The organism is Bacillus sp. DE0042 (assembly GCF_007680225.1).
Taxonomy (GTDB): domain Bacteria; phylum Bacillota; class Bacilli; order Bacillales; family Bacillaceae_G; genus Bacillus_A; species Bacillus_A wiedmannii.
The window spans coordinates 24,818-48,561 of record NZ_VEJP01000013.1; the positions used below are offsets into that span (position 1 = coordinate 24,818).

The window sequence follows — 23,744 nt, forward strand, 5'->3', positions numbered from 1 at the left end:
AAGGGAGGTAGGCCCCTTGATAGATGTAAATAACTTTGAATATATGAAGATTGGACTTGCTTCACCTGACAAGATTCGTTCTTGGTCATACGGTGAAGTTAAGAAACCAGAAACAATTAACTATCGTACGTTAAAGCCTGAAAAAGATGGCTTGTTCTGTGAGCGTATTTTCGGACCACAAAAGGACTGGGAATGTCATTGCGGAAAATACAAACGTGTACGTTATAAAGGTGTAGTTTGTGATCGATGTGGCGTTGAAGTAACGCGTGCAAAAGTTCGTCGTGAACGTATGGGTCATATCGAATTAGCTGCTCCTGTATCTCATATTTGGTATTTCAAAGGTATCCCGAGCCGCATGGGACTTGTCTTAGACATGTCCCCTCGCGCGCTTGAAGAAGTAATTTATTTCGCTTCTTATGTTGTAACAGAAAGTGGAGATACACCACTTGATAAGAAGCAATTACTTTCTGAAAAAGAATACCGTGCATATCGTGATCGATATGGTAGCACATTCCAAGCTGCTATGGGTGCGGAAGCGATTAAAAAGCTACTACAAGACATCGATTTAGATAAAGAAGTAGACTTCTTAAAAGAAGAATTAAAAACAGCGCAAGGACAACGCCGTACTCGTGCTATTAAACGTCTAGAAGTATTAGAAGCATTCCGTAACTCTGGAAATCACCCATCTTGGATGATCCTAGATGTTCTTCCAGTTATCCCGCCAGAACTACGCCCAATGGTACAGTTGGATGGTGGACGTTTTGCTACTTCTGACTTAAACGACTTATACCGTCGTGTAATTAACCGTAATAATCGTTTAAAACGTCTATTGGACTTAGGTGCACCAAGCATCATCGTTCAAAACGAAAAACGTATGTTACAAGAAGCTGTAGACGCATTAATCGATAATGGTCGCCGTGGCCGTCCAGTTACTGGACCAGGTAACCGTCCATTAAAATCACTATCTCACATGCTTAAAGGTAAACAAGGACGTTTCCGTCAAAACTTATTAGGTAAACGTGTTGACTACTCTGGCCGTTCTGTAATCGTTGTAGGACCGAACTTAAAGATGTACCAATGTGGATTACCGAAAGAAATGGCGCTTGAATTGTTTAAGCCTTTCGTTATGAAAGAGTTAGTTGGAAAAGGTTTAGCACACAACATTAAGAGTGCTAAACGTAAAATCGAGCGTGTACAACCTGAAGTTTGGGACGTTTTAGAATCTGTGATCAAAGAGCATCCAGTACTTCTAAACCGCGCACCAACACTTCACCGTCTTGGTATCCAGGCGTTTGAACCTACATTAGTAGAAGGTCGCGCAATTCGTCTTCACCCACTTGTATGTACTGCATACAACGCGGACTTTGACGGTGACCAAATGGCAGTTCACGTACCGTTATCATCAGAGGCACAAGCAGAAGCTCGTATTCTTATGTTAGCGGCACAAAACATCTTGAATCCAAAAGACGGAAAACCAGTTGTTACTCCATCTCAGGATATGGTATTAGGTAACTACTACTTAACACTTGAGCGTGAAGGCGCAATCGGTGAAGGTATGGTCTTCAAAGATGCAAACGAAGCAATACTTGCATACCAAAATGGATATGTACATCTGCACACACGTGTTGCAGTTGCTGCAAGTTCAGTAAATAATGTAACATTTACTGAAGAGCAAAAAGGTAAGCTTCTATTAACAACAGTTGGTAAATTAATATTTAACGAAATCTTACCAGAGTCGTTCCCTTATATTAATGAACCGACAAACTCAAACCTTGAAAAAGAAACACCAGCGGAGTATTTCGTTGAAAAAGGTGCGAACATTAAAGAAATTATTGCTAGTCGCGAAGAAGTGGCGCCATTTAGCAAGAAGATTCTTGGTAACATCATTGCGGAAGTATTCAAACGTTTCCAAATTACGGAAACATCTCGCATGCTTGACCGCATGAAAAACTTAGGATTTAAGTACTCTACAAAAGCTGGTATTACAGTTGGGGTATCTGACATTCTTGTATTAGGCGAAAAAGATGAAATTCTCCATGAAGCACAAGCAAAAGTAGATAATGTAATTAAACAATTCCGTCGCGGTTTAATCACGGAAGAAGAACGTTACGATCGCGTTATCTCTATTTGGAGTAATGCAAAAGATGTTATCCAAGGAAAATTGATGAAATCCTTGAATAAACGCAACCCAATCTTCATGATGAGTGATTCCGGTGCCCGTGGTAACGCATCGAACTTTACTCAGCTTGCTGGTATGCGTGGTCTGATGGCCAATCCATCTGGTCGTATTATCGAACTTCCAATTAAATCAAGTTTCCGTGAAGGTTTAACAGTACTTGAGTACTTCATCTCTACGCATGGTGCGCGTAAAGGTCTTGCCGATACAGCACTTAAAACTGCCGATTCTGGTTACTTAACACGTCGTCTTGTAGATGTTGCACAAGATGTAATTGTCCGTGAAGATGATTGTGGAACAGATCGTGGTCTATTAATTGGTGCGATTAAAGAGGGTAATGAAGTAATTGAGTCATTATATGATCGTCTTGTTGGACGTTTTGCAAGAAAAACTGTAAAACATCCTGAAACAGGTGAAGTATTAGTTAGTGAAAACCAACTAATTACTGAAGATATCGCTCATATCGTTGAAAATTCGGGTGTTGAAACTGTAAACATTCGTTCAGCGTTCACGTGTAACACTCGCCACGGTGTATGTAAGAAGTGTTACGGTCGTAACTTAGCAACTGGTACAGACGTAGAAGTAGGAGAAGCGGTAGGTATTATCGCAGCTCAATCTATCGGTGAGCCAGGTACACAGTTAACGATGCGTACGTTCCATACAGGTGGGGTTGCCGGAGATGATATCACTCAAGGTTTACCTCGTATCCAAGAGATCTTCGAAGCTCGTAACCCGAAAGGTCAGGCAGTTATCAGTGAAATCGATGGTGTTATCGCAGCGATCAACGATGTTAAAGATCGCCAAGAAGTAGTTGTACAGGGTGAAGTTGAAGCTCGTACGTATGCTATTCCTTACGGTGCGCGTCTGAAAGTAACTTTAGGACAGCCAATTAGCCACGGTAAAGAGTTAACAGAAGGTTCTATTGATCCGAAAGAATTACTAAAAGTAACGGACATTACGGCGGTTCAAGAATACTTACTACGTGAAGTTCAAAAAGTATACCGTATGCAAGGGGTAGAAATTGGTGACAAACACGTAGAAGTAATGGTACGTCAAATGTTACGTAAAGTTCGTGTAAGTGACGCGGGTGAAACAGATGTATTACCAGGAACACTACTAGATATCCATCAGTTTACTGATGCGAATGCGAAGGTGTTACTGAAAGGTAAACAACCAGCAACGGCTAGACCTGTTCTACTTGGTATTACAAAAGCTTCACTTGAAACTGATTCATTCTTATCTGCAGCATCGTTCCAAGAAACGACACGTGTCTTAACTGATGCAGCGATTAAGGGTAAACGCGATGAGCTTCTAGGATTGAAAGAAAATGTTATTATCGGTAAACTTGTTCCTGCTGGAACGGGTATGAATCGTTATCGCAAAGTGGATCTTGTAAAAACAACACAAGGTGACATGAATGTTGAAAACGATGAAGTTTATGTGGAACAGTAAAATTTTCCGTCGTAAATTTTGTATAAAAACAGTTAATCCTAGTTGACATTGTATGAGTCAAAATGTTACTATAATCAAGGTTGCTCCTGAACGATGCTTTGGAGGATATTTATATGTCTTATCAAAAAGTGTCAAATGCTGAAAATGTAGTCGTTGGTCATAAACGCACATTGGAGGCAATCAAAAATGGTATAGTTAAAGAAGTTGTTATTGCGGAAGATGCTGATATGCGGTTAACCCATATGATCATTCGTACTGCCTTGCAACATAACATACCCATAACCAAAGTTGAATCAGTTCGTAAGCTTGGAAAAGTTTCGGGGATTCAAGTGGGAGCTTCAGCAATAGGAATAATAAGTTAAAACTGTTTTTGTGAGGAGAGAGCATTTGCTCTCCCTTGCAAAAACTTTGTTTTCAACTAATAATGAACCACCTGGATATGTGGTCATACAAACATGCGAAGGGAGGATAATCAAATGCCTACTATTAACCAATTAGTGAGAAATGGTCGTACTGATAAAGTATGGAAATCTAAATCACCTGCGTTAAACAAAGGGTTCAACTCTTTAAAGAAAAAATCAACTGATATCTCTGCACCTCAAAAACGTGGTGTATGTACTCGTGTTGGTACAATGACTCCAAAGAAACCTAACTCAGCGTTACGTAAATACGCTCGTGTACGTTTAACAAACGGTATCGAGGTTACAGCTTACATCCCAGGTATCGGTCATAACCTACAAGAGCATAGCGTAGTATTAATTCGCGGTGGTCGAGTAAAGGATTTACCAGGGGTACGTTACCACATCGTTCGTGGTGCGCTTGATACAGCTGGTGTTGACAAACGTATGCAAGGACGTTCTAAATATGGTACTAAGCGACCAAAACCTGCTAAAAAATAATAAACTTATAATGAAAGGAGGAACTCAATATGCCTCGTAAAGGACCTGTTGCGAAACGTGACGTGTTACCAGATCCAATGTACAAGTCTAAGCTAGTAACACGCCTTATCAACAAAATGATGGTTGACGGTAAAAAAGGTAAATCTCAAACAATTCTTTATAACGCTTTCGATATCGTTCGTGAACGTTCAGATAAAGACCCTATGGAAGTATTCGAGCAAGCTCTTAAGAACATCATGCCTGTTCTTGAAGTACGTGCTCGTCGTGTTGGTGGTGCTAACTACCAAGTTCCAGTTGAGGTTCGTCCAGAACGCCGTACAACTTTAGGTCTTCGCTGGTTAGTAAACTATGCTCGTCTTCGTGGTGAAAAAACTATGGAAGAGCGTCTAGCTTACGAAATCTTAGATGCAGCTAACAACGCTGGTGCATCTGTTAAGAAACGTGAAGACACTCATAAAATGGCAGAAGCTAACAAAGCATTTGCTCATTACCGTTGGTAGGATTCAACGTAAAATAAATGTAAGCATAAACCGCTTTATTTGTCGCTTATGGAAGTGTGGAGAGGGAGAATGCCTCTCCCTTTCGTTGGGCGCTCGTTTTACATAATGAGGGTACTGGACATACTGACATGTGTAACAATATAAAGTGGCTTTTTTGCTACTTAAAATAAAAAAATCCAATCCATATATGGAAGGAGCAAGACACCAAATGACAAGAGAGTTCTCTTTAGAAAACACTCGTAATATTGGTATCATGGCTCACATCGATGCTGGTAAAACAACAGCAACTGAGCGTATTCTGTATTATACAGGACGTATTCATAAAATCGGTGAAACTCATGAAGGTGCATCTCAGATGGACTGGATGGAGCAAGAGCAAGAGCGTGGTATCACAATTACTTCTGCTGCAACTACAGCTCAATGGAAAGGTCACCGTGTAAACATCATTGACACTCCAGGACACGTAGACTTCACAGTAGAAGTAGAACGTTCTTTACGCGTACTTGATGGTGCGGTAGCAGTACTTGATGCACAATCTGGTGTAGAACCACAAACAGAAACTGTTTGGCGTCAGGCTACTACTTACGGTGTACCTCGTATCGTATTCGTTAACAAAATGGATAAGATTGGTGCAGATTTCTTATACTCTGTAGGAACAATCCACGATCGTTTACAAGCAAACGCACACCCAATTCAGTTACCAATCGGTGCTGAAGATGAGTTCAATGGTATCATTGACCTTGTTGAAGAATGTGCTTACATGTACGGTAACGATTTAGGAACAGACATCGAGCGTGTTGAAATTCCTGAAGAGCACAAAGAATTAGCTGCAGAATACCGTGGAAAACTTATTGAAGCGGTAGCTGAGCTTGATGAAGAAATGATGATGAAGTACCTAGAAGGTGAAGAAATCACTGTAGAAGAGCTTAAAGCTGGTATCCGTAAGGCTACAACTTCTGTAGAATTCTTCCCAGTAATCTGTGGTTCTGCATTCAAAAATAAAGGTGTTCAAATTCTGTTAGACGCAGTTATCGACTACCTACCATCTCCATTAGACGTACCAGCTATTAAAGGTACTCTTCCGGATACAGATGAAGAAATCGAACGTAAGTCTAGCGATGAAGAACCATTCGCAGCTTTAGCATTCAAAATCATGACTGACCCTTATGTTGGTAAGTTAACGTTCTTCCGTGTGTATTCTGGTGTGTTAAACTCTGGATCATACGTGAAAAACTCAACTAAAGGTAAGCGTGAGCGTGTAGGTCGTATCCTACAAATGCACGCTAACAGCCGTGAAGAGATTTCAACAGTTTACGCTGGTGATATCGCTGCTGCTGTAGGTTTAAAAGATACTACTACTGGTGATACTCTTTGTGATGAGAAGAGTCTTGTTATCCTTGAGTCTATGGAATTCCCAGAGCCAGTTATCTCTGTAGCTATCGAACCAAAATCTAAAGCTGACCAAGATAAAATGGGTACAGCATTATCTAAGCTTTCTGAAGAAGATCCAACATTCCGTGCTCACACTGACCAAGAAACTGGCCAAACAATCATCGCTGGTATGGGTGAACTTCACCTTGATATCATCGTTGACCGTATGCGTCGTGAATTCAAAGTGGAAGCAAACGTTGGTGCTCCTCAGGTAGCATACCGTGAGACTTTCCGCGCTGCTGCGAAAGTTGAAGGTAAGTTCGCTCGTCAATCTGGTGGTCGTGGACAATTCGGTCACGTTTGGATTGAGTTTGAACCTAATGAAGAAGGTAAAGGTTTTGAATTCCAAAACAAAATCGTCGGTGGTGTAGTTCCACGTGAATACATCCCAGCTGTTGGAGCGGGTCTTGAAGACTCACTTAAAAATGGTGTACTAGCTGGTTATCCACTAGTTGACATCAAAGCTGCGTTAGTTGACGGATCTTACCATGATGTCGATTCATCTGAGATGGCGTTCAAAATCGCTGCATCTATGGCACTTAAAGCTGCGGTTTCTAAATGTAGCCCAGTAATTCTTGAGCCAATGATGAAAGTTGAAGTTGTAATTCCTGAAGAGTACATGGGTGACATTATGGGCGACGTAACATCTCGTCGTGGACGTGTAGAAGGTATGGAAGCTCGCGGTAACGCACAAGTTGTTCGCGCTATGGTTCCACTTTCTGAAATGTTCGGTTATGCAACTGCATTACGTTCTAACACTCAAGGACGCGGAACATTCTCAATGACATTTGATCATTATGAAGAAGTACCGAAGTCTGTTTCTGAAGAAATTATTAAAAAAAATAAAGGTGAATAATTGATTTTTATCGATTGTTCAAGTATAACTACTTATGTAAGCTTAGAAAGTGGGACGTAAGTTTCACTTTCTAGTCTAAATATAAAATAACCTATATAAACTAAGGAGGAATTTAGAATGGCTAAAGCTAAATTCGAACGTTCTAAACCCCATGTTAACATCGGTACAATCGGCCACGTTGACCATGGTAAAACTACATTAACTGCTGCGATCACTACAGTTCTTGCAAAAGCTGGTGGTGCTGAAGCACGCGGATACGATCAAATCGACGCTGCTCCAGAAGAAAGAGAGCGCGGAATCACAATCTCAACTGCACACGTTGAGTACGAAACTGAAACTCGTCACTATGCACACGTTGACTGCCCAGGTCACGCTGACTATGTTAAAAACATGATCACTGGTGCTGCTCAAATGGACGGCGGTATCTTAGTAGTATCTGCTGCTGATGGCCCAATGCCTCAAACACGTGAGCACATCCTTCTTTCTCGTCAAGTAGGTGTTCCTTACATCGTTGTATTCTTAAACAAATGCGACATGGTAGACGACGAAGAATTATTAGAATTAGTAGAAATGGAAGTTCGCGACCTATTATCTGAATACGGATTCCCAGGCGACGACATTCCTGTAATCAAAGGTTCTGCTCTTAAAGCTCTTCAAGGAGAAGCTGATTGGGAAGCAAAAATCATTGAATTAATGACTGAAGTTGATGCTTACATCCCAACTCCAGAACGTGAAACTGACAAACCATTCTTAATGCCTATCGAGGATGTATTCTCTATCACAGGTCGTGGTACAGTTGCAACTGGTCGTGTAGAGCGCGGAATCGTTAAAGTTGGTGACGTAGTAGAAATCATCGGTCTTGCTGAAGAAAATGCTTCTACAACTGTAACTGGTGTAGAGATGTTCCGTAAACTTCTTGACCAAGCTCAAGCTGGAGACAACATCGGTGCTTTACTTCGTGGGGTTGCTCGTGAAGACATCCAACGTGGACAAGTTCTTGCTAAAACTGGCTCTGTAAAAGCTCACGCTAAATTCAAAGCTGAAGTTTTCGTATTATCTAAAGAAGAAGGTGGACGTCACACTCCATTCTTCGCTAACTACCGTCCTCAGTTCTACTTCCGTACAACTGACGTAACTGGTATCATCCAATTACCAGAAGGTACTGAAATGGTAATGCCTGGTGACAACATCGAAATGACTATCGAACTTATCGCTCCAATCGCTATCGAAGAGGGAACTAAATTCTCTATTCGTGAAGGTGGACGTACAGTAGGTTACGGTGTAGTTGCTACTATCGTTGAGTAATCTTAACTGATATAAAAAAACCCAAGGGATTTTCCCTTGGGTTTTTTTATTGTTTATTAATATAGAAGAAAGAGGTGTGTTTTCTATCTTTGAATGAGTTTCTTCTATAGTATATAAAACAAGAAGTAACATCCATAAACTGTAAGTTGAATAAGAGCAGATGAAAACTTGAAATTCTTTAAAGTGCCATGTATAATAGCAAAAGTAGAGAAAAGCAGATGCAAACAAAAAGATGCTTGCATCTAGACGAATAACATTGTATAATAGACAATGTTGGTCTTTGACTGCGATGAAGTGGAAGGTTGCTGACACACCCGGCCGCTTTGCCATGGCATGGTGTGGGGGAATTTCCATGGAGAAGGTCTATTTTAGAAATAGGCGAACGAAGGAGGGAAAATAATGGCAAAAGAAAAAATTCGTATCCGTTTAAAAGCTTATGATCACCGTATTCTTGATCAATCAGCTGAGAAAATTGTAGAAACAGCTAAGCGTTCTGGGGCAACAGTTTCTGGTCCGATCCCATTACCAACTGAGAAGACTATTTACACAATTCTTCGTGCTGTTCATAAGTACAAAGATTCTCGTGAGCAATTCGAAATGCGCACACACAAACGTTTAATCGATATCGTGAGTCCTACTCCACAAACAGTAGATTCATTAATGCGTTTAGACTTACCGTCTGGTGTAGATATCGAAATCAAACTATAATTCATATAACTTAAAAATGTAGGAGGTGTAACTCATGACCAAAGGAATCTTAGGAAGAAAGATCGGTATGACTCAAGTATTTGCTGAGAACGGTGAGTTAATCCCAGTAACAGTTATCGCTGCTAATCCAAACGTTGTTCTTCAAAAGAAAACAACTGAAACTGATGGCTACAATGCAATCCAGTTAGGATTTGAAGATAAACGTGAAAAGTTAACTAACAAACCTGAACAAGGCCACACTGCTAAAGCATCTACAACTCCTAAGCGCTTCATTCGCGAAATCCGCGATGCAGACGTGGACGGATTAGAGGTTGGTCAAGAGGTAAAAGTTGAAGTTTTCGCTGCAGGTGAAATCGTTGACGTAACAGGAATTTCTAAAGGTAAAGGTTTCCAAGGTGTTATCAAACGCCACGGACAATCTCGCGGACCTATGTCTCATGGTTCTCGTTATCACCGTCGTCCAGGTTCAATGGGCCCAGTTGCTCCGAACCGTGTATTCAAAGGCAAAAAACTTGCTGGACGTATGGGTGGAGACCAAGTTACTATCCAAAACTTAGAAATCGTTCAAGTTGACACTGAGCGCAACTTATTACTAGTAAAAGGTAACGTTCCAGGTGCTAAGAAATCTCTTGTAGTTGTTCAAGGCGCTGTGAAGGTTAGCAAATAATTCACAATAGGAAGGAGGAATTCCAATGCCAAAAGTTACTGTATATAACCAAACTGGTTCACAGGTTGGTGAAATCGAATTAGCTGAAGCTATTTTCGGTATCGAACCAAATGAAGCTGTACTTTTCGAAGCTGTAATGATGCAACGTGCATCTTTACGTCAAGGTACACACAAAGTAAAAACTCGTTCTGAAGTTCGTGGTGGTGGTCGTAAACCATGGCGTCAAAAAGGAACTGGACGTGCTCGTCAAGGGTCTATCCGCTCTCCTCAATGGCGTGGTGGTGGTACGGTATTCGGACCTACACCAAGAAGCTATGCGTACAAACTTCCTAAGAAGGTTCGTCGTTTAGCAATCAAATCTGCATTAGCTACTAAAGTAGTTGAGAACAACATTGTAGTTCTTGAAGACCTAGTGTTAAATGCACCAAAAACAAAAGACATGCTAGCAGTACTTAAAGGATTAACTGTTGAGAAGAAAGCTCTTATCGTAACTGCTGATGCAAACGAATCTGTAGAGTTATCTGCTCGCAATATCCCTGGAGTAACAGTAATCACTGCTGATGGCGTAAACGTTTTAGACGTGCTTCATCATGATAAGCTAATCATGACAAAAGCGGCAGTGGAAAAAGTAGAGGAGGTGCTTGCATAATGAGAGATCCTCGTGATATCATTAAGCGCCCAGTTATCACTGAACGTTCTATGGAAATGATGGCTGAAAAAAAATACACGTTCGATGTGGACGTTAAATCTAATAAAACAGAAGTTAAAGATGCTCTTGAAGCGATCTTTGGTGTTAAAGTAGAAAAAGTGAACATCATGAACTACAAGCCGAAAGCAAAACGCGTTGGTCGTCACGCTGGTTTTACTAGCCGTCGTCGTAAAGCAATCGTTAAGCTAACTGCTGACAGCAAAGAAATCGAAATCTTCCAAGGTGTTTAATTCTTACTAAAGAAGGAGGGAAATTGAGATGGGAATTAAAAAGTATAATCCAACTACTAACGGTCGTCGTAATATGACTACGAATGATTTCGCTGAAATCACGACTGACAGACCAGAAAAGTCATTACTTGCTCCTTTAAGCAAGAAGGCTGGTCGTAATAACCAAGGTAAAATTACTGTACGTCATCAAGGTGGCGGACATAAGCGTCAATACCGTATCATCGACTTTAAGCGTAACAAAGATGGAATTCCAGGACGCGTTGCTACGATCGAATACGATCCAAACCGCTCTGCGAATATCGCATTAATTAACTACGTTGACGGTGAAAAACGTTACATTCTTGCTCCTAAATCTTTAGAAGTAGGTATGGAAGTTATGTCTGGCCCAGAAGCTGACATCAAAATCGGTAACGCATTACCATTAATCAACATTCCAGTAGGTACTGTTGTTCATAATATCGAGCTTAAGCCTGGTCGTGGCGGACAATTAGTTCGTTCTGCTGGTACTTCTGCTCAAGTACTTGGTAAAGAAGGTAAATACGTACTTGTACGTTTAACTTCTGGTGAAGTACGTCTTGTATTATCTGCTTGTCGCGCTTCAATCGGTCAAGTAGGTAACGAACAACACGAACTTATCAAAATCGGTAAAGCAGGTCGCTCTCGCTGGTTAGGTAAACGCCCAACAGTTCGTGGTTCTGTAATGAACCCGGTTGATCACCCACACGGTGGTGGTGAAGGACGTTCTCCAATCGGACGTAAGTCTCCAATGTCTCCATGGGGTAAACCAACTCTTGGATTCAAGACTCGTAAGAAAAACAAAGCGTCTGACAAATTCATCGTTCGTCGTCGTAAAAAATAATGGGATTGTAGTACGGTTCATTTCTAGAACCGTACGCCAATCACGAAGGGAGGCACCAAAATGGCTCGTAGCTTAAAAAAAGGACCATTTGTCGATGATCACTTAATGAGCAAAATGGAAAAATTAGTTGCATCTGAGCAAAAACAAGTTGTTAAAACTTGGTCTCGCCGTTCAACAATCTTCCCTCAGTTCATCGGACACACAATCGCTGTATATGATGGTCGTAAACACGTACCTGTGTACATCACTGAGGATATGGTTGGCCATAAGTTAGGTGAATTCGCACCAACTCGTACGTATAAAGGTCACCTTGCTGACGATAAGAAAACTAGAAGATAATGAGAGGAGGCACTTCAATGCAAGCTAAAGCAGTAGCGAGAACAGTTCGTATTGCTCCTCGTAAAGTTCGTTTAGTAGTAGACTTAATCCGAGGTAAGCAAGTGGGTGAAGCGATTGCTATCCTTAACCACACACCAAAAACTGCTTCTCCAGTTGTAGAGAAAGTTTTAAAATCTGCAATCGCAAATGCAGAGCACAATTATGAGATGGATATTAACAACCTAGTTGTTGAAAAAGTTTTCGTTGACGAAGGTCCAACGTTGAAACGTTTCCGTCCACGTGCAATGGGTCGTGCAAGCCAAATTAACAAACGCACAAGCCACATTACAGTTGTGGTATCAGAAAAGAAGGAGGGATAATCGATGGGTCAAAAGGTTAATCCAATTGGTCTTCGTGTCGGCGTTATCCGTGACTGGGAATCTCGTTGGTTCGCAGAGAAAGATTATGCTACATTACTACATGAAGACATCAAAATCCGTGAGTACATTACTGTACGCTTAAAAGATTCTGCTGTTGCTAAAGTAGAAATCGAACGTGCAGCAAATCGTGTAAATGTTACAATTCACACTGCAAAACCTGGTATGGTAATTGGTAAAGGTGGTACTGAAGTTGAAGCACTTCGTAAAGCTCTTAACCAATTAACAGGCAAGCGTGTACACATCAACATTTTAGAAGTTAAGAGAGCTGATCTTAACGCTAAATTAGTAGGCGAAAACATCGCTCGTCAATTAGAAAACCGTGTATCATTCCGTCGTGCACAAAAGCAAGTTATTCAACGTGCTATGCGTGCAGGTGCTAAAGGTATTAAAACACAGGTTTCTGGTCGTCTTGGCGGAGCTGATATCGCTCGTGCAGAATCTTACAGTGAAGGAACTGTTCCACTTCATACACTTCGCGCTGATATTGACTATGCAGCAGTTGAAGCTGATACAACATACGGTAAATTAGGCGTAAAAGTATGGATCTACCGTGGAGAAGTCCTTCCTACAAAAAAGAAAGCTTCTGAGGAAGGAGGAAAATAATATGTTAATGCCAAAACGCGTAAAATATCGTAGAGAGCATCGTGGTAAAATGCGTGGTCGTGCAAAAGGTGGAACTGAAATTGCTTTCGGTGAATTCGGTTTACAAGCACAAGCTGCTTCATGGATTACAAACCGTCAAATCGAAGCTGCTCGTCGTGCAATGACTCGTTACATGAAACGTGGCGGTAAAGTATGGATTAAAATTTTCCCTTCTAAACCTTACACTGCAAAACCTCTAGAAGTACGTATGGGTTCCGGTAAAGGGGCACCAGAAGGCTGGGTAGCAGTAGTAAAACCTGGGAAAATTATGTTCGAAATCGCGGGTGTATCTGAAGAGGTAGCACGCGAAGCATTACGTCTTGCAGCTCACAAGTTACCTGTGAAATGTAAATTCGTAAAACGTGAAGAAAATGGTGGTGAATCTAATGAAAACTAATGATATTCGTGAATTAACCACTGCCGAAATCGAAACAAAAGTTAAAGCTTTAAAGGAAGAATTGTTCAATCTTCGCTTCCAACTTGCTACAGGACAATTAGAGAATCCAACTCGCATTCGTGAAGTGCGTAAAGCAATTGCTCGTATGAAAACTGTAGTTCGTGAAAGAGAGATCGGAATTAATCGATAAATTGAGGGGAGGTTTGCATAGTGAGCGAACGTAACCAACGCAAAGTTTATACTGGTCGTGTTGTGTCTGACAAAATGGACAAAACGATTACAGTTTTAGTTGAAACTTACAAAACTCATTCCTTGTACGGAAAACGTGTTAAGTATTCTAAGAAGTACAAAGCCCATGATGAGCAAAACCAAGCGAAACTTGGCGATATCGTTAAAATCATGGAAACTCGCCCGCTTTCTGCTACTAAGCGTTTCCGTTTAGTTGAAATCGTTGAAGAAGCGGTTATTATCTAAATAGACGAATCGGAATTTTTAGTCCGAAGGGAGGTTTCATAACATGATCCAACAAGAATCTCGTTTGAAAGTTGCTGACAACTCTGGTGCACGTGAACTTTTAACAATTAAAGTATTAGGCGGCTCTGGTCGTAAATATGCTAACATTGGTGACATTATCGTTGCTACGGTAAAACAAGCAACACCAGGTGGCGTTGTTAAAAAAGGTGACGTTGTTAAAGCAGTAGTGGTACGTACGAAGAGCGGAGCTCGTCGTCCGGACGGTTCTTATATCAAATTTGATGAAAACGCAGCGGTTATCATCAAAGACGATAAGAGCCCACGTGGTACTCGTATCTTCGGACCAGTAGCTCGTGAATTACGTGATAGCAACTTCATGAAGATCGTTTCTTTAGCTCCAGAAGTTCTATAATTTAAGGTATTGCCTTGCTAAGGAGGTGCAGAATTAAGATGCATGTAAAAAAAGGTGATAAAGTACAGGTAATCACTGGAAAAGACAAAGGAAAACAAGGCGTTATCCTTGTGGCTTTCCCAAAGCAAAACCGTGTTATCGTTGAGGGTGTTAACATCGTTAAAAAACACTCTAAGCCATCTCAATTAAATCCACAAGGTGGAATTATTACTAAAGAAGCACCTATTCACGTTTCTAACGTTATGGTTTTAGATCCGAAAACAGGTGAACCTACTCGCGTAGGCTTCAAAGTAGAAGATGGTAAAAAAGTTCGTATTGCAAAAAAATCTGGTGAATTATTAGATAAATAATTTTCTTAAGAAAGGAGGTCACTTCATTGAATCGCCTTAAAGAGAAGTTCCAAAAGGAAATTACTCCTGCTCTAGTGAGCAAGTTTAACTATAAATCTGTGATGGAAGTACCGAAAATCGAAAAGATCGTAATCAACACTGGTGTTGGTGACGCGGTATCTAACTCAAAAGCTTTAGACAATGCAGTAGAAGAATTAACACAAATCGCAGGTCAAAAACCTGTTGTAACTCGTGCTAAAAAATCAATCGCTGGTTTCCGTCTTCGTGAAGGTATGCCAATCGGTGCGAAAGTAACTTTACGCGGCGAGCAAATGTATGAGTTCTTCGACAAATTAGTATCAGTTTCTTTACCACGTGTACGTGATTTCCGTGGTGTTTCTAAGAAATCATTCGATGGTCGTGGGAACTACACATTAGGTGTTAAAGAGCAACTTATCTTCCCTGAGATCGATTATGATAAAGTAAGCAAAGTCCGCGGTATGGACATCGTAATCGTTACTACAGCGAAAACTGATGAAGAAGCTCGTGAACTTTTAACACAATTCGGTATGCCATTCCAAAAATAATGGAAACCAACGCTAAGTAGAGGAGGCGAAAACGTGGCTAAAAAATCTATGATAGCGAAACAAAAGCGTACTCCTAAGTTTAAAGTACAAGAGTATACACGTTGCGAACGCTGCGGTCGTCCGCATTCTGTATACCGCAAATTTAAGCTTTGCCGTATTTGTTTCCGTGAACTTGCATATAAAGGTCAAATTCCTGGTGTTAAAAAAGCTAGTTGGTAAAACCCACAAATGGGAAGGAGGTAAAACACATGGTGATGACAGATCCAATTGCAGACATGCTTACTCGCATCCGTAATGCGAACATGGTACGTCATGAGAAATTAGAGGTTCCTGCTTCTAAAATCAAAAAAGAGATCGCTGAACTTTTAAAACGTGAAGGTTTCATTCGTGATGTAGAATACATCGAGGATAACAAACAAGGTATCCTTCGTATTTTCCTGAAATATGGTGCAAACAATGAACGTGTAATCACTGGATTAAAACGTATCAGTAAACCTGGCTTACGCGTTTACGCTAAAGCTGATGAAGTACCACGTGTACTTAACGGATTAGGTATCGCTCTTGTTTCTACATCTAAGGGAGTAATGACAGACAAAGACGCTCGTCAATTACAAACTGGTGGAGAAGTAGTAGCATACGTTTGGTAATATATATTTAAAACGAACGGAGGTGTGACCACATGTCTCGTATTGGTAAAAAGATTCTTGAAATCCCTGCAGGTGTTACTATTACAATTGCAGAAGACAATACTGTAACAGTAAAAGGCCCTAAAGGTGAATTAACTCGTAAATTCAATGCTGATATGTCTATCAAAATTGAAGAAAATACACTAACAGTTGAGCGTCCTTCTGAACAGAAGGAACACCGTGCATTACACGGTACAACTCGTGCTTTAATCGGAAACATGGTTGAAGGTGTAACTACAGGTTTCGCACGCGGACTGGAATTAGTCGGTGTTGGTTACCGTGCTCAAAAACAAGGAGATAAACTTGTATTAAGCGTAGGTTATTCTCATCCAGTAGAAATGACTCCGGAAGCAGGTCTTGAAGTTGAAGTACCTGTACCAACTAAAATCGTAATCAAAGGTATCGACAAGCAACGTGTTGGCGAATTTGCTGCTAACATCCGTGCTGTACGTGCTCCTGAGCCTTATAAAGGTAAAGGTATTCGTTACGAAGGCGAAGTTGTTCGTCGTAAAGAAGGTAAAACTGCTAAGTAAACCCGTTAGGTGAGAGAAAGGAGTGACAAGAATGATCACTAAAGCTGATAAAAATGCGACTCGTAAGAAAAGACATGCACGTGTACGTGCTAAACTTACTGGTACTGCAGAACGTCCACGTTTAAACGTGTTCCGTTCTAACCAACATATTTACGCTCAAGTTATTGATGATGTAAATGGTGTAACGTTAGTAAGTGCATCTACTCTTGATAAAGACCTTGCTCTTAACGGTACTAGCAATACTGAAGCTGCTACGAAAGTAGGAGAATCAGTTGCTAAGCGTGCTGTAGAGAAAGGCGTTAAAGAAGTAGTATTCGATCGCGGTGGTTACTTATACCATGGCCGTGTTAAAGCTCTAGCTGAGGCTGCTCGTGAGGCTGGATTACAATTTTAATGGTCAAAGGAGGGAAAATTGATGCATCGCATTGACCCAAGTAAATTAGAACTTGAAGAACGTGTAGTTACGATAAATCGTGTCGCGAAAGTTGTTAAGGGTGGTCGTCGTTTCCGCTTTGCTGCACTAGTTGTAGTTGGCGATAAAAACGGTCATGTTGGATTCGGTACTGGTAAAGCACAAGAGGTACCAGACGCAATCCGCAAAGCTATCGAAGACGCTAAGAAAAACTTAATCGCTGTACCATTAGTTGGTACAACAATTCCACACACAATCAACGGTCATTTTGGAGCTGGTGAAGTATTCTTAAAACCTGCTGCTGAAGGTACTGGTGTTATTGCTGGTGGACCTGTTCGTGCGGTACTTGAATTAGCTGGTGTACAAGATATTCTTTCGAAATCTCTTGGTTCTAACACACCAATCAACATGATTCGCGCTACTGTGAACGGATTAAGCGAACTTAAGCGCGCTGAAGATGTTGCAAAATTACGCGGTAAATCTGTAGAAGAGCTACTAGGTTAAGGAGGGAAAACAAATGGCGAAAAAGTTAGAAATTACCCTCACTCGTAGTGTAATTGGTCGTCCACAAGATCAACGTGCGACGGTAGAAGCTTTAGGTCTTAAAAAGTTGAATTCAACTGTAGTTAAGGAAGAAACTCCTGCTATTCTTGGTATGATCAACAAAGTTTCTCACCTTATAACTGTAAAAGAAGCTTAAGGATAACTCATTAATATAAGGAGGTGCCTGGGAATGAAACTTCATGAATTAAAACCTGCAGAAGGTTCTCGTAAAGTACGTAACCGTGTCGGTCGTGGTATCGGTTCTGGTAACGGTAAAACTGCTGGTAAAGGTCATAAAGGACAAAACGCACGTTCTGGTGGCGGTGTTCGTCTTGGCTTCGAAGGTGGTCAAACTCCATTATTCCGTCGTTTACCAAAACGCGGCTTCACAAACATTAACCGTAAAGAGTTTACTATTGTAAACTTATCAACGTTAAATCGTTTTGAAGATGGTACAGAAGTAACACCTGAATTATTGCTGGAAACTGGCGTTATCAGCAAGTTAAACGACGGTGTTAAAATTCTTGCAAGCGGCGCAGTAGAGAAAAAATTAACTGTTAAAGCGCACAAGTTCTCTTCAAGTGCTAAAGAAGCAATTGAAGCAGCTGGCGGATCAGTTGAGGTGATCTAATGTTTCGTACAATCTCCAACTTTATGCGCGTTGCTGAGATAAGACGTAAAATATTATTCACTTTAGCGATGTTAATCGTATTCAGGATTGGCACGTTTATCCCAGTGCCATTTACAAATGGAGACGTACTGAAAGCACAAGATCAATTAAATGCCTTAGGTATCCTAAATACATTTGGCGGTGGCGCCTTGAAAAACTTCTCCATCTTCGCGATGGGAATCATGCCGTATATTACAGCATCCATCATCGTGCAATTATTGCAGATGGATGTTGTTCCTAAATTTTCGGAATGGTCGAAGCAAGGTGAAATGGGCCGTCGTAAACTAACGCAATTCACGCGTTACTTTACAATTGTTCTTGCGTTTATTCAGGGGTTTGGTATGTCAATCGGTTTTAACGGTATGGTAGGTGGGCAATTAATTTTGAATCCTGGTTGGAGCACTTATTTATACATTGCTACGGTACTGACTGCTGGTACTGCATTTTTAATGTGGTTAGGTGAACAGATTACAGCTAAAGGTGTAGGTAATGGTATTTCCATCCTGATCTTTGGCGGTATTGCCGCAGCGATCCCAAGTGTTATATCTCAAGTGTATCAACAACAGTTTCAAAATATCGGAGATCAATTGTTCATGAGTATCGTTAAAGTTGCATTGATCTTACTAGCTGTGCTAGCGGTTATTGTTGGTGTTATTTTCATTCAACAGGCTGTTAGAAAGATCCCAATTCAATATGCGAAGCGTGTAACAGGAGGGAATGGGAATCATGCTGGAGCACAAAACACACATTTACCGCTTAAGGTAAATAGTGCGGGTGTTATTCCAGTCATTTTTGCTGTTTCATTCTTAATTACGCCTCCAACTATTGCACAGTTCTTCCCGAATCATGATGTATCGCAGTGGATCATTGCAAACTTTAACTATTCTCACCCAGTGGGAATGATCATATATGTTGCGCTCATTGTAGCCTTCACATATTTCTATGCGTTTGTTCAGGTTAATCCAGAGCAAATGTCAGAGAATCTAAACAAACAAGGTGGATATGTTCCAGGTATTCGTCCGGGTAAGAATACGGAACAATATCTAACAAAAATCTTGTATCGTTTGACCTTTGTAGGATCAATTTTCCTAGCAGCGATTGCAATCTTACCAGTTATCTTTACGAAATTGGGAAATCTTCCTCCATCTGCACAGATTGGTGGAACGAGTATGTTAATCGTTGTCGGCGTTGCTTTAGAAACAATGAAGCAGCTAGAAAGCCAACTGGTAAAACGCCATTACAAAGGGTTTATCAAGCAATGAGTAAGTGGGAAGAATTGTCTTCCCTACATGCTCATGTACTCTGAGGGGGAACAAGGATGAACTTAATTTTAATGGGGCTTCCTGGTGCTGGTAAAGGTACACAAGCCGAACAGATTGTTGCCAAGTATAACATCCCTCACATTTCAACAGGAGATATGTTCCGTGCAGCTATGAAGGCTGAAACTGAAATGGGTCTACAAGCAAAATCTTTTATTGATAAAGGTGCACTTGTTCCAGATGAAGTTACAATCGGAATCGTTCGTGAACGTTTAAGTCAAGAAGACTGCGTAAGAGGTTTCTTACTAGACGGTTTCCCACGAACTGTTGCACAAGCATCAGCTCTTGAAGAGATTATGAAAGATCTTGGTAAAAAAATCGACTATGTTTTAAACATTAATGTGGATTCAGGGTTGTTATTAACACGCCTTACAGGCCGTCGCATTTGTAAAGAGTGCGGTGCGACTTACCACTTAGAATTCAATCCACCAGCAAAAGCTGATGTGTGCGATAAATGTGGTGGCGAATTATATCAACGCTCTGATGACAATGAAGAAACTGTGGCAAATCGTTTAGATGTAAATATTAAGCAAACAAAACCTTTGCTTGATTTCTACGAAGAGCTTGGTTACTTACAAAGCATTAATGGTGAGCAAGATATCAATAAAGTATTTGCTGATATCGATGTTCTCATCGGAGGCTTAGCGTAATGATCATCTGCAAAACTCCTCGCGAGATAGAAATCATGCGAGAAGCTGGCAGGATCGTTGCTTTAACTCATCAAGAGTTGAAACAGCATATTACTCCAGGAATTACAACGAAAGAGCTCGATCAAATAGCGGAAAAGACGATTCGAAAATATGGTGCTACGCCATCTTTTAAAGGATACAACGGATTTCCGGGGAGCATATGTGCTTCTGTAAATGAAGAGCTTGTACACGGAATTCCAGGGAAGCGCAAGCTCGAAGAGGGCGATATCATCAGTATCGATATTGGTGCGAAATACAATGGGTACCATGGAGATTCTGCATGGACGTATCCAGTTGGAAACATTTCTGAATCTGTTCAAAAGCTACTTGATGTCACAGAAAAATCGTTGTATCTTGGTCTAGAACAAGTAAAACCAGGCGAAAGATTATCAAATATCTCACATGCGGTTCAAACCCATGCTGAAGAGAATGGGTTCTCGATCGTTAGGGAGTATGTTGGTCACGGAATCGGGCAAGACTTACATGAGGACCCTCAAATCCCGCACTATGGTCCACCAAATAGAGGCCCTAGATTAAAGCCGGGAATGGTCATCTGTGTTGAGCCGATGGTGAATCAAGGAAGACGATATGTAAAAACACTATCTGATGACTGGACAGTGGTAACGGTAGATGGTAAATGGTGTGCACACTTTGAGCACACGATTGCTCTTACAGAAGCAGGATACGAAATCCTTACCACTTTATAAGTAGCTGGCTCTCCGGGATTTCAGAGCAGTGTAAAATGTTACTGATTTGAAGAAGGGAGAACTATTGAATGGCTAAAGATGATGTAATTGAAGTCGAAGGTACCGTTCTTGAAACGTTGCCAAATGCTATGTTCAAAGTAGAATTAGAGAATGGGCATGTCGTATTGGCTCACGTTTCTGGTAAAATCCGTATGAACTTCATTCGTATTTTACCAGGAGACAAAGTTACGGTAGAATTATCTCCGTACGATTTAAATCGTGGTCGTATTACGTACCGTTTTAAATAATATAGCACTCCGTAATCTTTAAGGAGGTTCGAGACATGAAAGTAAGACCGTCAGTTAAACCAATCTGCGAAAAATGTAAAGTTATTCGTAGACGTGGAAAAGTAATGGTTATTTGTGAAAACCCTAAACATAAACAAAAACAAGGTTAATCAGAAGGAGGTGCATTCAGAATGGCACGTATCGCAGGTGTAGATATTCCTCGAGACAAACGCGTTGTTATTTCTTTAACTTACGTATTCGGCATTGGTCGCACAACTGCTGAAAAAATTCTAACTGAAGCTGGTATTTCTTCAGAAACACGAGTTCGTGATTTAACGGAAGACGAACTAGGACGTATCCGTGATATCATCGATCGTATTAAAGTTGAGGGAGACCTTCGTCGTGAAGTATCTCTTAACATTAAACGTCTAATGGAGATCGGTTCTTACCGTGGTCTTCGTCACCGTCGTGGTTTACCAGTTCGTGGTCAAAACTCTAAAAACAATGCTCGTACACGTAAAGGTCCACGTCGTACAGTAGCAAATAAAAAGAAATAATAAGTAAAGGAGGTTGAACTAACAATGGCACGTAAAACAAACACTCGTAAAAAACGTGTGAAAAAGAATATTGAAGCTGGTATAGCTCATATTCGTTCTACTTTCAACAACACAATCGTAACACTTACAGATACTCATGGTAACGCACTTTCTTGGTCTAGTGCTGGTGCACTTGGTTTCCGTGGATCTCGTAAGTCTACTCCATTCGCTGCGCAAATGGCTGCTGAAGCTGCTGCTAAAGTTGCAATGGAGCACGGTTTAAAAACTTTAGAGGTTACTGTTAAAGGTCCTGGTGCTGGTCGTGAAGCTGCAATTCGTGCTCTTCAAGCTGCAGGTCTAGAAGTAACAGCAATTAGAGATGTTACTCCAGTTCCTCATAATGGATGTCGTCCACCAAAACGTCGTCGTGTGTAATTTTTCTGTATAGAATTTTCCCTTTTGTCTATAATGGATATGATGCATTATCGAGAAATTTCGTACAGAAACATCGCTTGTTGTGCACAATCGGGAACTGCCTAAGGGGGACTTTCGGTTAGACAGGGGGTATCCCTTTGTTTAACCGGGGTTTCGACGTTTTGAAGGAGGGTTTAGTTAATGATTGAAATCGAAAAGCCGAAAATCGAAACGGTTGAACTTAACGAAGATGCTAAATATGGTAAATTCGTAATTGAACCGCTTGAGCGTGGATATGGTACTACTTTGGGTAACTCCTTACGTCGTATTCTTTTATCCTCACTCCCTGGTGCCGCTGTTACTGCTATCCAAATCGATGGCGTATTACATGAATTTTCAACAGTTGAGGGCGTAGTAGAAGACGTTACGACGATCATCTTAAACTTGAAAAAGTTAGCTCTTAAAATCTACTCTGAAGAAGAGAAGACGTTGGAAATTGATGTGCAGGGCGAAGGTATTGTCACAGCTGCTGATATTACTCACGATAGTGATGTAGAAATCTTAAATCCAGATTTACACATTGCAACGTTAGCAAAAAATGCGCATTTCCGCATGCGTTTAACTGCAAAGCGTGGCCGTGGGTATACGCCAGCTGATGCAAATAAAAGCGAAGATCAACCAATAGGAGTAATTCCTATTGATTCTATTTATACTCCAGTATCACGTGTGACTTACCAAGTGGAAAAGACACGTGTCGGACAAGTGGCTAATTATGATAAGCTTACGCTTGATGTATGGACGGATGGAAGCATCGGGCCAAAAGAAGCTATCTCTTTAGGTGCCAAAATCTTAACTGAGCATTTAAATATCTTTGTTGGTTTAACTGATGAAGCACAAAATGCTGAGATTATGGTCGAGAAGGAAGAAGATCAAAAAGAGAAAGTTCTTGAGATGACTATCGAAGAACTAGATCTTTCTGTTCGTTCTTATAATTGCCTAAAACGTGCAGGAATTAATACTGTACAAGAGCTTGCGAACAAAACAGAAGAAGATATGATGAAAGTTCGTAACTTAGGACGTAAATCCTTAGAAGAAGTTAAACATAAACTTGAGGAATTAGGTTTAGGTTTACGTAAAGACGACTGAGGATTTAAACCCATCAACAAAGGAGGGAACTACGAATGGCATACAGAAAATTAGGCCGTACAAGTGCGCAACGTAAAGCTATGTTACGTGATTTAGCTACTGATTTAATTATCAACGAGCGCATCCAAACGACAGAAACTCGTGCAAAAGAACTTCGTTCTGTAGTGGAAAAAATGATCACTTTAGGTAAACGCGGAGATCTTCACGCTCGTCGTCAAGCAGCAGCTTTCATTCGCAATGAAGTAGCTAACGCTGAGACTGGTCAAGATGCACTTCAAAAATTATTCGCTGATGTAGCTCCACGCTATGCTGAGCGCCAAGGCGGATACACTCGTATTGCAAAAATTGGTCCACGTCGCGGAGACGCAGCACCAATGGTAATTATCGAGTTAGTATAATGATAATTAAAAGGGCAGGACAGTTCTTTTCAAG

General features: G+C 40.8%; 36 protein-coding genes. All 36 read left to right on the forward strand.

The genetic code is table 11. The annotated features are described in order from the left end of the window. Positions 1-16: 16 nt before the first annotated feature. The 36 genes from rpoC to rplQ all read left to right on the forward strand — a co-directional run bounded on the left by rpoC (position 17) and on the right by rplQ (position 23,710). Positions 17-3,628 (forward strand): DNA-directed RNA polymerase subunit beta', encoded by a 3,612-nt coding sequence (gene rpoC / locus FS802_RS29090; RefSeq protein ID WP_000567948.1) that lies wholly within the window; start codon positions 17-19, stop codon positions 3,626-3,628. A 113-nt stretch (positions 3,629-3,741) separates the two neighbouring features. Beyond that, on the forward strand, positions 3,742-3,990 hold the full coding sequence (locus FS802_RS29095) for a 50S ribosomal protein L7ae-like protein (protein WP_000121828.1): 249 nt from the start codon (positions 3,742-3,744) through the stop codon (positions 3,988-3,990). Between the two features lie 114 nt (positions 3,991-4,104). Continuing rightward, positions 4,105-4,527 (forward strand): 30S ribosomal protein S12, encoded by a 423-nt coding sequence (gene rpsL / locus FS802_RS29100; protein WP_001142341.1) that lies wholly within the window; start codon positions 4,105-4,107, stop codon positions 4,525-4,527. Positions 4,528-4,556: 29 nt separating this feature from the next. Then, the gene (gene rpsG / locus FS802_RS29105) at positions 4,557-5,027 is read left to right on the forward strand and encodes a 30S ribosomal protein S7 (RefSeq protein ID WP_001137489.1); all 471 of its coding nucleotides are present in this window, start codon (positions 4,557-4,559) and stop codon (positions 5,025-5,027) included. 208 nt (positions 5,028-5,235) lie between these two features. Further along, positions 5,236-7,314, forward strand: a complete 2,079-nt coding sequence (gene fusA, locus FS802_RS29110) for an elongation factor G (RefSeq protein ID WP_000196381.1) — start codon at positions 5,236-5,238, stop codon at positions 7,312-7,314. 117 nt (positions 7,315-7,431) lie between these two features. After that, positions 7,432-8,619 (forward strand): elongation factor Tu, encoded by a 1,188-nt coding sequence (gene tuf / locus FS802_RS29115; RefSeq protein ID WP_001029617.1) that lies wholly within the window; start codon positions 7,432-7,434, stop codon positions 8,617-8,619. Positions 8,620-9,018: 399 nt separating this feature from the next. Further along, entirely contained in the window at positions 9,019-9,327 is a 309-nt protein-coding gene (rpsJ, locus tag FS802_RS29120; protein WP_001040595.1) for a 30S ribosomal protein S10, read from the forward strand. A 34-nt stretch (positions 9,328-9,361) separates the two neighbouring features. Continuing rightward, the gene (gene rplC / locus FS802_RS29125; RefSeq protein WP_000160209.1) at positions 9,362-9,994 is read left to right on the forward strand and encodes a 50S ribosomal protein L3; all 633 of its coding nucleotides are present in this window, start codon (positions 9,362-9,364) and stop codon (positions 9,992-9,994) included. A 25-nt stretch (positions 9,995-10,019) separates the two neighbouring features. Then, positions 10,020-10,643 (forward strand): 50S ribosomal protein L4, encoded by a 624-nt coding sequence (gene rplD, locus FS802_RS29130; RefSeq protein ID WP_001127258.1) that lies wholly within the window; start codon positions 10,020-10,022, stop codon positions 10,641-10,643. Next, the gene (rplW, locus tag FS802_RS29135) at positions 10,643-10,933 is read left to right on the forward strand and encodes a 50S ribosomal protein L23 (RefSeq protein ID WP_001205558.1); all 291 of its coding nucleotides are present in this window, start codon (positions 10,643-10,645) and stop codon (positions 10,931-10,933) included. Before rplD ends, rplW begins: the two co-directional genes overlap by 1 nt. A gap of 28 nt (positions 10,934-10,961) precedes the next feature. Continuing rightward, positions 10,962-11,792, forward strand: coding sequence for a 50S ribosomal protein L2 (rplB, locus tag FS802_RS29140; RefSeq protein ID WP_000511583.1), 831 nt, complete (start codon positions 10,962-10,964; stop codon positions 11,790-11,792). 60 nt (positions 11,793-11,852) lie between these two features. After that, on the forward strand, positions 11,853-12,131 hold the full coding sequence (gene rpsS / locus FS802_RS29145; RefSeq protein ID WP_000124454.1) for a 30S ribosomal protein S19: 279 nt from the start codon (positions 11,853-11,855) through the stop codon (positions 12,129-12,131). 17 nt (positions 12,132-12,148) lie between these two features. Continuing rightward, on the forward strand, positions 12,149-12,490 hold the full coding sequence (rplV, locus tag FS802_RS29150; protein ID WP_001148024.1) for a 50S ribosomal protein L22: 342 nt from the start codon (positions 12,149-12,151) through the stop codon (positions 12,488-12,490). Positions 12,491-12,493: 3 nt separating this feature from the next. Next, the gene (gene rpsC, locus FS802_RS29155) at positions 12,494-13,153 is read left to right on the forward strand and encodes a 30S ribosomal protein S3 (RefSeq protein ID WP_000529958.1); all 660 of its coding nucleotides are present in this window, start codon (positions 12,494-12,496) and stop codon (positions 13,151-13,153) included. A 1-nt stretch (position 13,154) separates the two neighbouring features. Continuing rightward, entirely contained in the window at positions 13,155-13,589 is a 435-nt protein-coding gene (gene rplP / locus FS802_RS29160) for a 50S ribosomal protein L16 (protein ID WP_000928969.1), read from the forward strand. Further along, on the forward strand, positions 13,579-13,779 hold the full coding sequence (rpmC, locus tag FS802_RS29165) for a 50S ribosomal protein L29 (protein ID WP_000855718.1): 201 nt from the start codon (positions 13,579-13,581) through the stop codon (positions 13,777-13,779). Before rplP ends, rpmC begins: the two co-directional genes overlap by 11 nt. A gap of 20 nt (positions 13,780-13,799) precedes the next feature. Then, a complete protein-coding gene (gene rpsQ / locus FS802_RS29170) occupies positions 13,800-14,063 on the forward strand; it encodes a 30S ribosomal protein S17 (RefSeq protein WP_000004106.1) in 264 nt (87 codons plus the stop codon). 43 nt (positions 14,064-14,106) lie between these two features. Beyond that, entirely contained in the window at positions 14,107-14,475 is a 369-nt protein-coding gene (rplN, locus tag FS802_RS29175) for a 50S ribosomal protein L14 (RefSeq protein ID WP_000615912.1), read from the forward strand. A gap of 38 nt (positions 14,476-14,513) precedes the next feature. Then, the gene (rplX, locus tag FS802_RS29180) at positions 14,514-14,825 is read left to right on the forward strand and encodes a 50S ribosomal protein L24 (RefSeq protein ID WP_000558201.1); all 312 of its coding nucleotides are present in this window, start codon (positions 14,514-14,516) and stop codon (positions 14,823-14,825) included. Positions 14,826-14,851: 26 nt separating this feature from the next. Further along, the gene (gene rplE, locus FS802_RS29185) at positions 14,852-15,391 is read left to right on the forward strand and encodes a 50S ribosomal protein L5 (protein WP_001080829.1); all 540 of its coding nucleotides are present in this window, start codon (positions 14,852-14,854) and stop codon (positions 15,389-15,391) included. Positions 15,392-15,424: 33 nt separating this feature from the next. Beyond that, positions 15,425-15,610 carry a 30S ribosomal protein S14 gene (gene rpsN, locus FS802_RS29190; RefSeq protein ID WP_001085700.1) on the forward strand — a complete coding sequence of 62 codons (186 nt, stop codon included), beginning with the start codon at positions 15,425-15,427 and terminating at the stop codon, positions 15,608-15,610. Positions 15,611-15,639: 29 nt separating this feature from the next. Further along, on the forward strand, positions 15,640-16,038 hold the full coding sequence (gene rpsH / locus FS802_RS29195; protein WP_000245511.1) for a 30S ribosomal protein S8: 399 nt from the start codon (positions 15,640-15,642) through the stop codon (positions 16,036-16,038). Positions 16,039-16,070: 32 nt separating this feature from the next. Further along, positions 16,071-16,610: a 50S ribosomal protein L6 gene (gene rplF, locus FS802_RS29200; RefSeq protein WP_000086553.1), complete on the forward strand. Its 540-nt coding sequence runs from the start codon at positions 16,071-16,073 to the stop codon at positions 16,608-16,610. Between the two features lie 31 nt (positions 16,611-16,641). Next, positions 16,642-17,004, forward strand: a complete 363-nt coding sequence (gene rplR, locus FS802_RS29205) for a 50S ribosomal protein L18 (RefSeq protein ID WP_000628818.1) — start codon at positions 16,642-16,644, stop codon at positions 17,002-17,004. 21 nt (positions 17,005-17,025) lie between these two features. Beyond that, the gene (gene rpsE, locus FS802_RS29210) at positions 17,026-17,526 is read left to right on the forward strand and encodes a 30S ribosomal protein S5 (protein ID WP_000554646.1); all 501 of its coding nucleotides are present in this window, start codon (positions 17,026-17,028) and stop codon (positions 17,524-17,526) included. 13 nt (positions 17,527-17,539) lie between these two features. After that, on the forward strand, positions 17,540-17,722 hold the full coding sequence (gene rpmD / locus FS802_RS29215) for a 50S ribosomal protein L30 (RefSeq protein ID WP_001085231.1): 183 nt from the start codon (positions 17,540-17,542) through the stop codon (positions 17,720-17,722). A 33-nt stretch (positions 17,723-17,755) separates the two neighbouring features. Beyond that, a complete protein-coding gene (gene rplO, locus FS802_RS29220) occupies positions 17,756-18,196 on the forward strand; it encodes a 50S ribosomal protein L15 (RefSeq protein ID WP_000766083.1) in 441 nt (146 codons plus the stop codon). Further along, complete coding sequence (gene secY / locus FS802_RS29225) at positions 18,196-19,497, forward strand: preprotein translocase subunit SecY (protein ID WP_000490119.1); 1,302 nt, start codon at positions 18,196-18,198, stop codon at positions 19,495-19,497. The genes rplO and secY overlap by 1 nt, the downstream gene beginning before the upstream one ends. 56 nt (positions 19,498-19,553) lie before the next feature. Further along, the gene (locus FS802_RS29230; protein ID WP_001048998.1) at positions 19,554-20,204 is read left to right on the forward strand and encodes an adenylate kinase; all 651 of its coding nucleotides are present in this window, start codon (positions 19,554-19,556) and stop codon (positions 20,202-20,204) included. Further along, complete coding sequence (map, locus tag FS802_RS29235) at positions 20,204-20,950, forward strand: type I methionyl aminopeptidase (protein ID WP_000582542.1); 747 nt, start codon at positions 20,204-20,206, stop codon at positions 20,948-20,950. The genes FS802_RS29230 and map overlap by 1 nt, the downstream gene beginning before the upstream one ends. A gap of 68 nt (positions 20,951-21,018) precedes the next feature. After that, positions 21,019-21,237 carry a translation initiation factor IF-1 gene (infA, locus tag FS802_RS29240; protein WP_001029884.1) on the forward strand — a complete coding sequence of 73 codons (219 nt, stop codon included), beginning with the start codon at positions 21,019-21,021 and terminating at the stop codon, positions 21,235-21,237. A gap of 35 nt (positions 21,238-21,272) precedes the next feature. Beyond that, positions 21,273-21,386 (forward strand): 50S ribosomal protein L36, encoded by a 114-nt coding sequence (rpmJ, locus tag FS802_RS29245; protein WP_000868344.1) that lies wholly within the window; start codon positions 21,273-21,275, stop codon positions 21,384-21,386. A gap of 21 nt (positions 21,387-21,407) precedes the next feature. Continuing rightward, positions 21,408-21,773: a 30S ribosomal protein S13 gene (gene rpsM, locus FS802_RS29250; protein ID WP_000090790.1), complete on the forward strand. Its 366-nt coding sequence runs from the start codon at positions 21,408-21,410 to the stop codon at positions 21,771-21,773. 24 nt (positions 21,774-21,797) lie between these two features. Further along, entirely contained in the window at positions 21,798-22,187 is a 390-nt protein-coding gene (gene rpsK / locus FS802_RS29255; protein ID WP_000101797.1) for a 30S ribosomal protein S11, read from the forward strand. Between the two features lie 180 nt (positions 22,188-22,367). Further along, complete coding sequence (locus FS802_RS29260; protein ID WP_000569644.1) at positions 22,368-23,312, forward strand: DNA-directed RNA polymerase subunit alpha; 945 nt, start codon at positions 22,368-22,370, stop codon at positions 23,310-23,312. A gap of 35 nt (positions 23,313-23,347) precedes the next feature. Continuing rightward, positions 23,348-23,710: a 50S ribosomal protein L17 gene (gene rplQ / locus FS802_RS29265; RefSeq protein ID WP_000331490.1), complete on the forward strand. Its 363-nt coding sequence runs from the start codon at positions 23,348-23,350 to the stop codon at positions 23,708-23,710. Positions 23,711-23,744 lie beyond the last annotated feature (34 nt).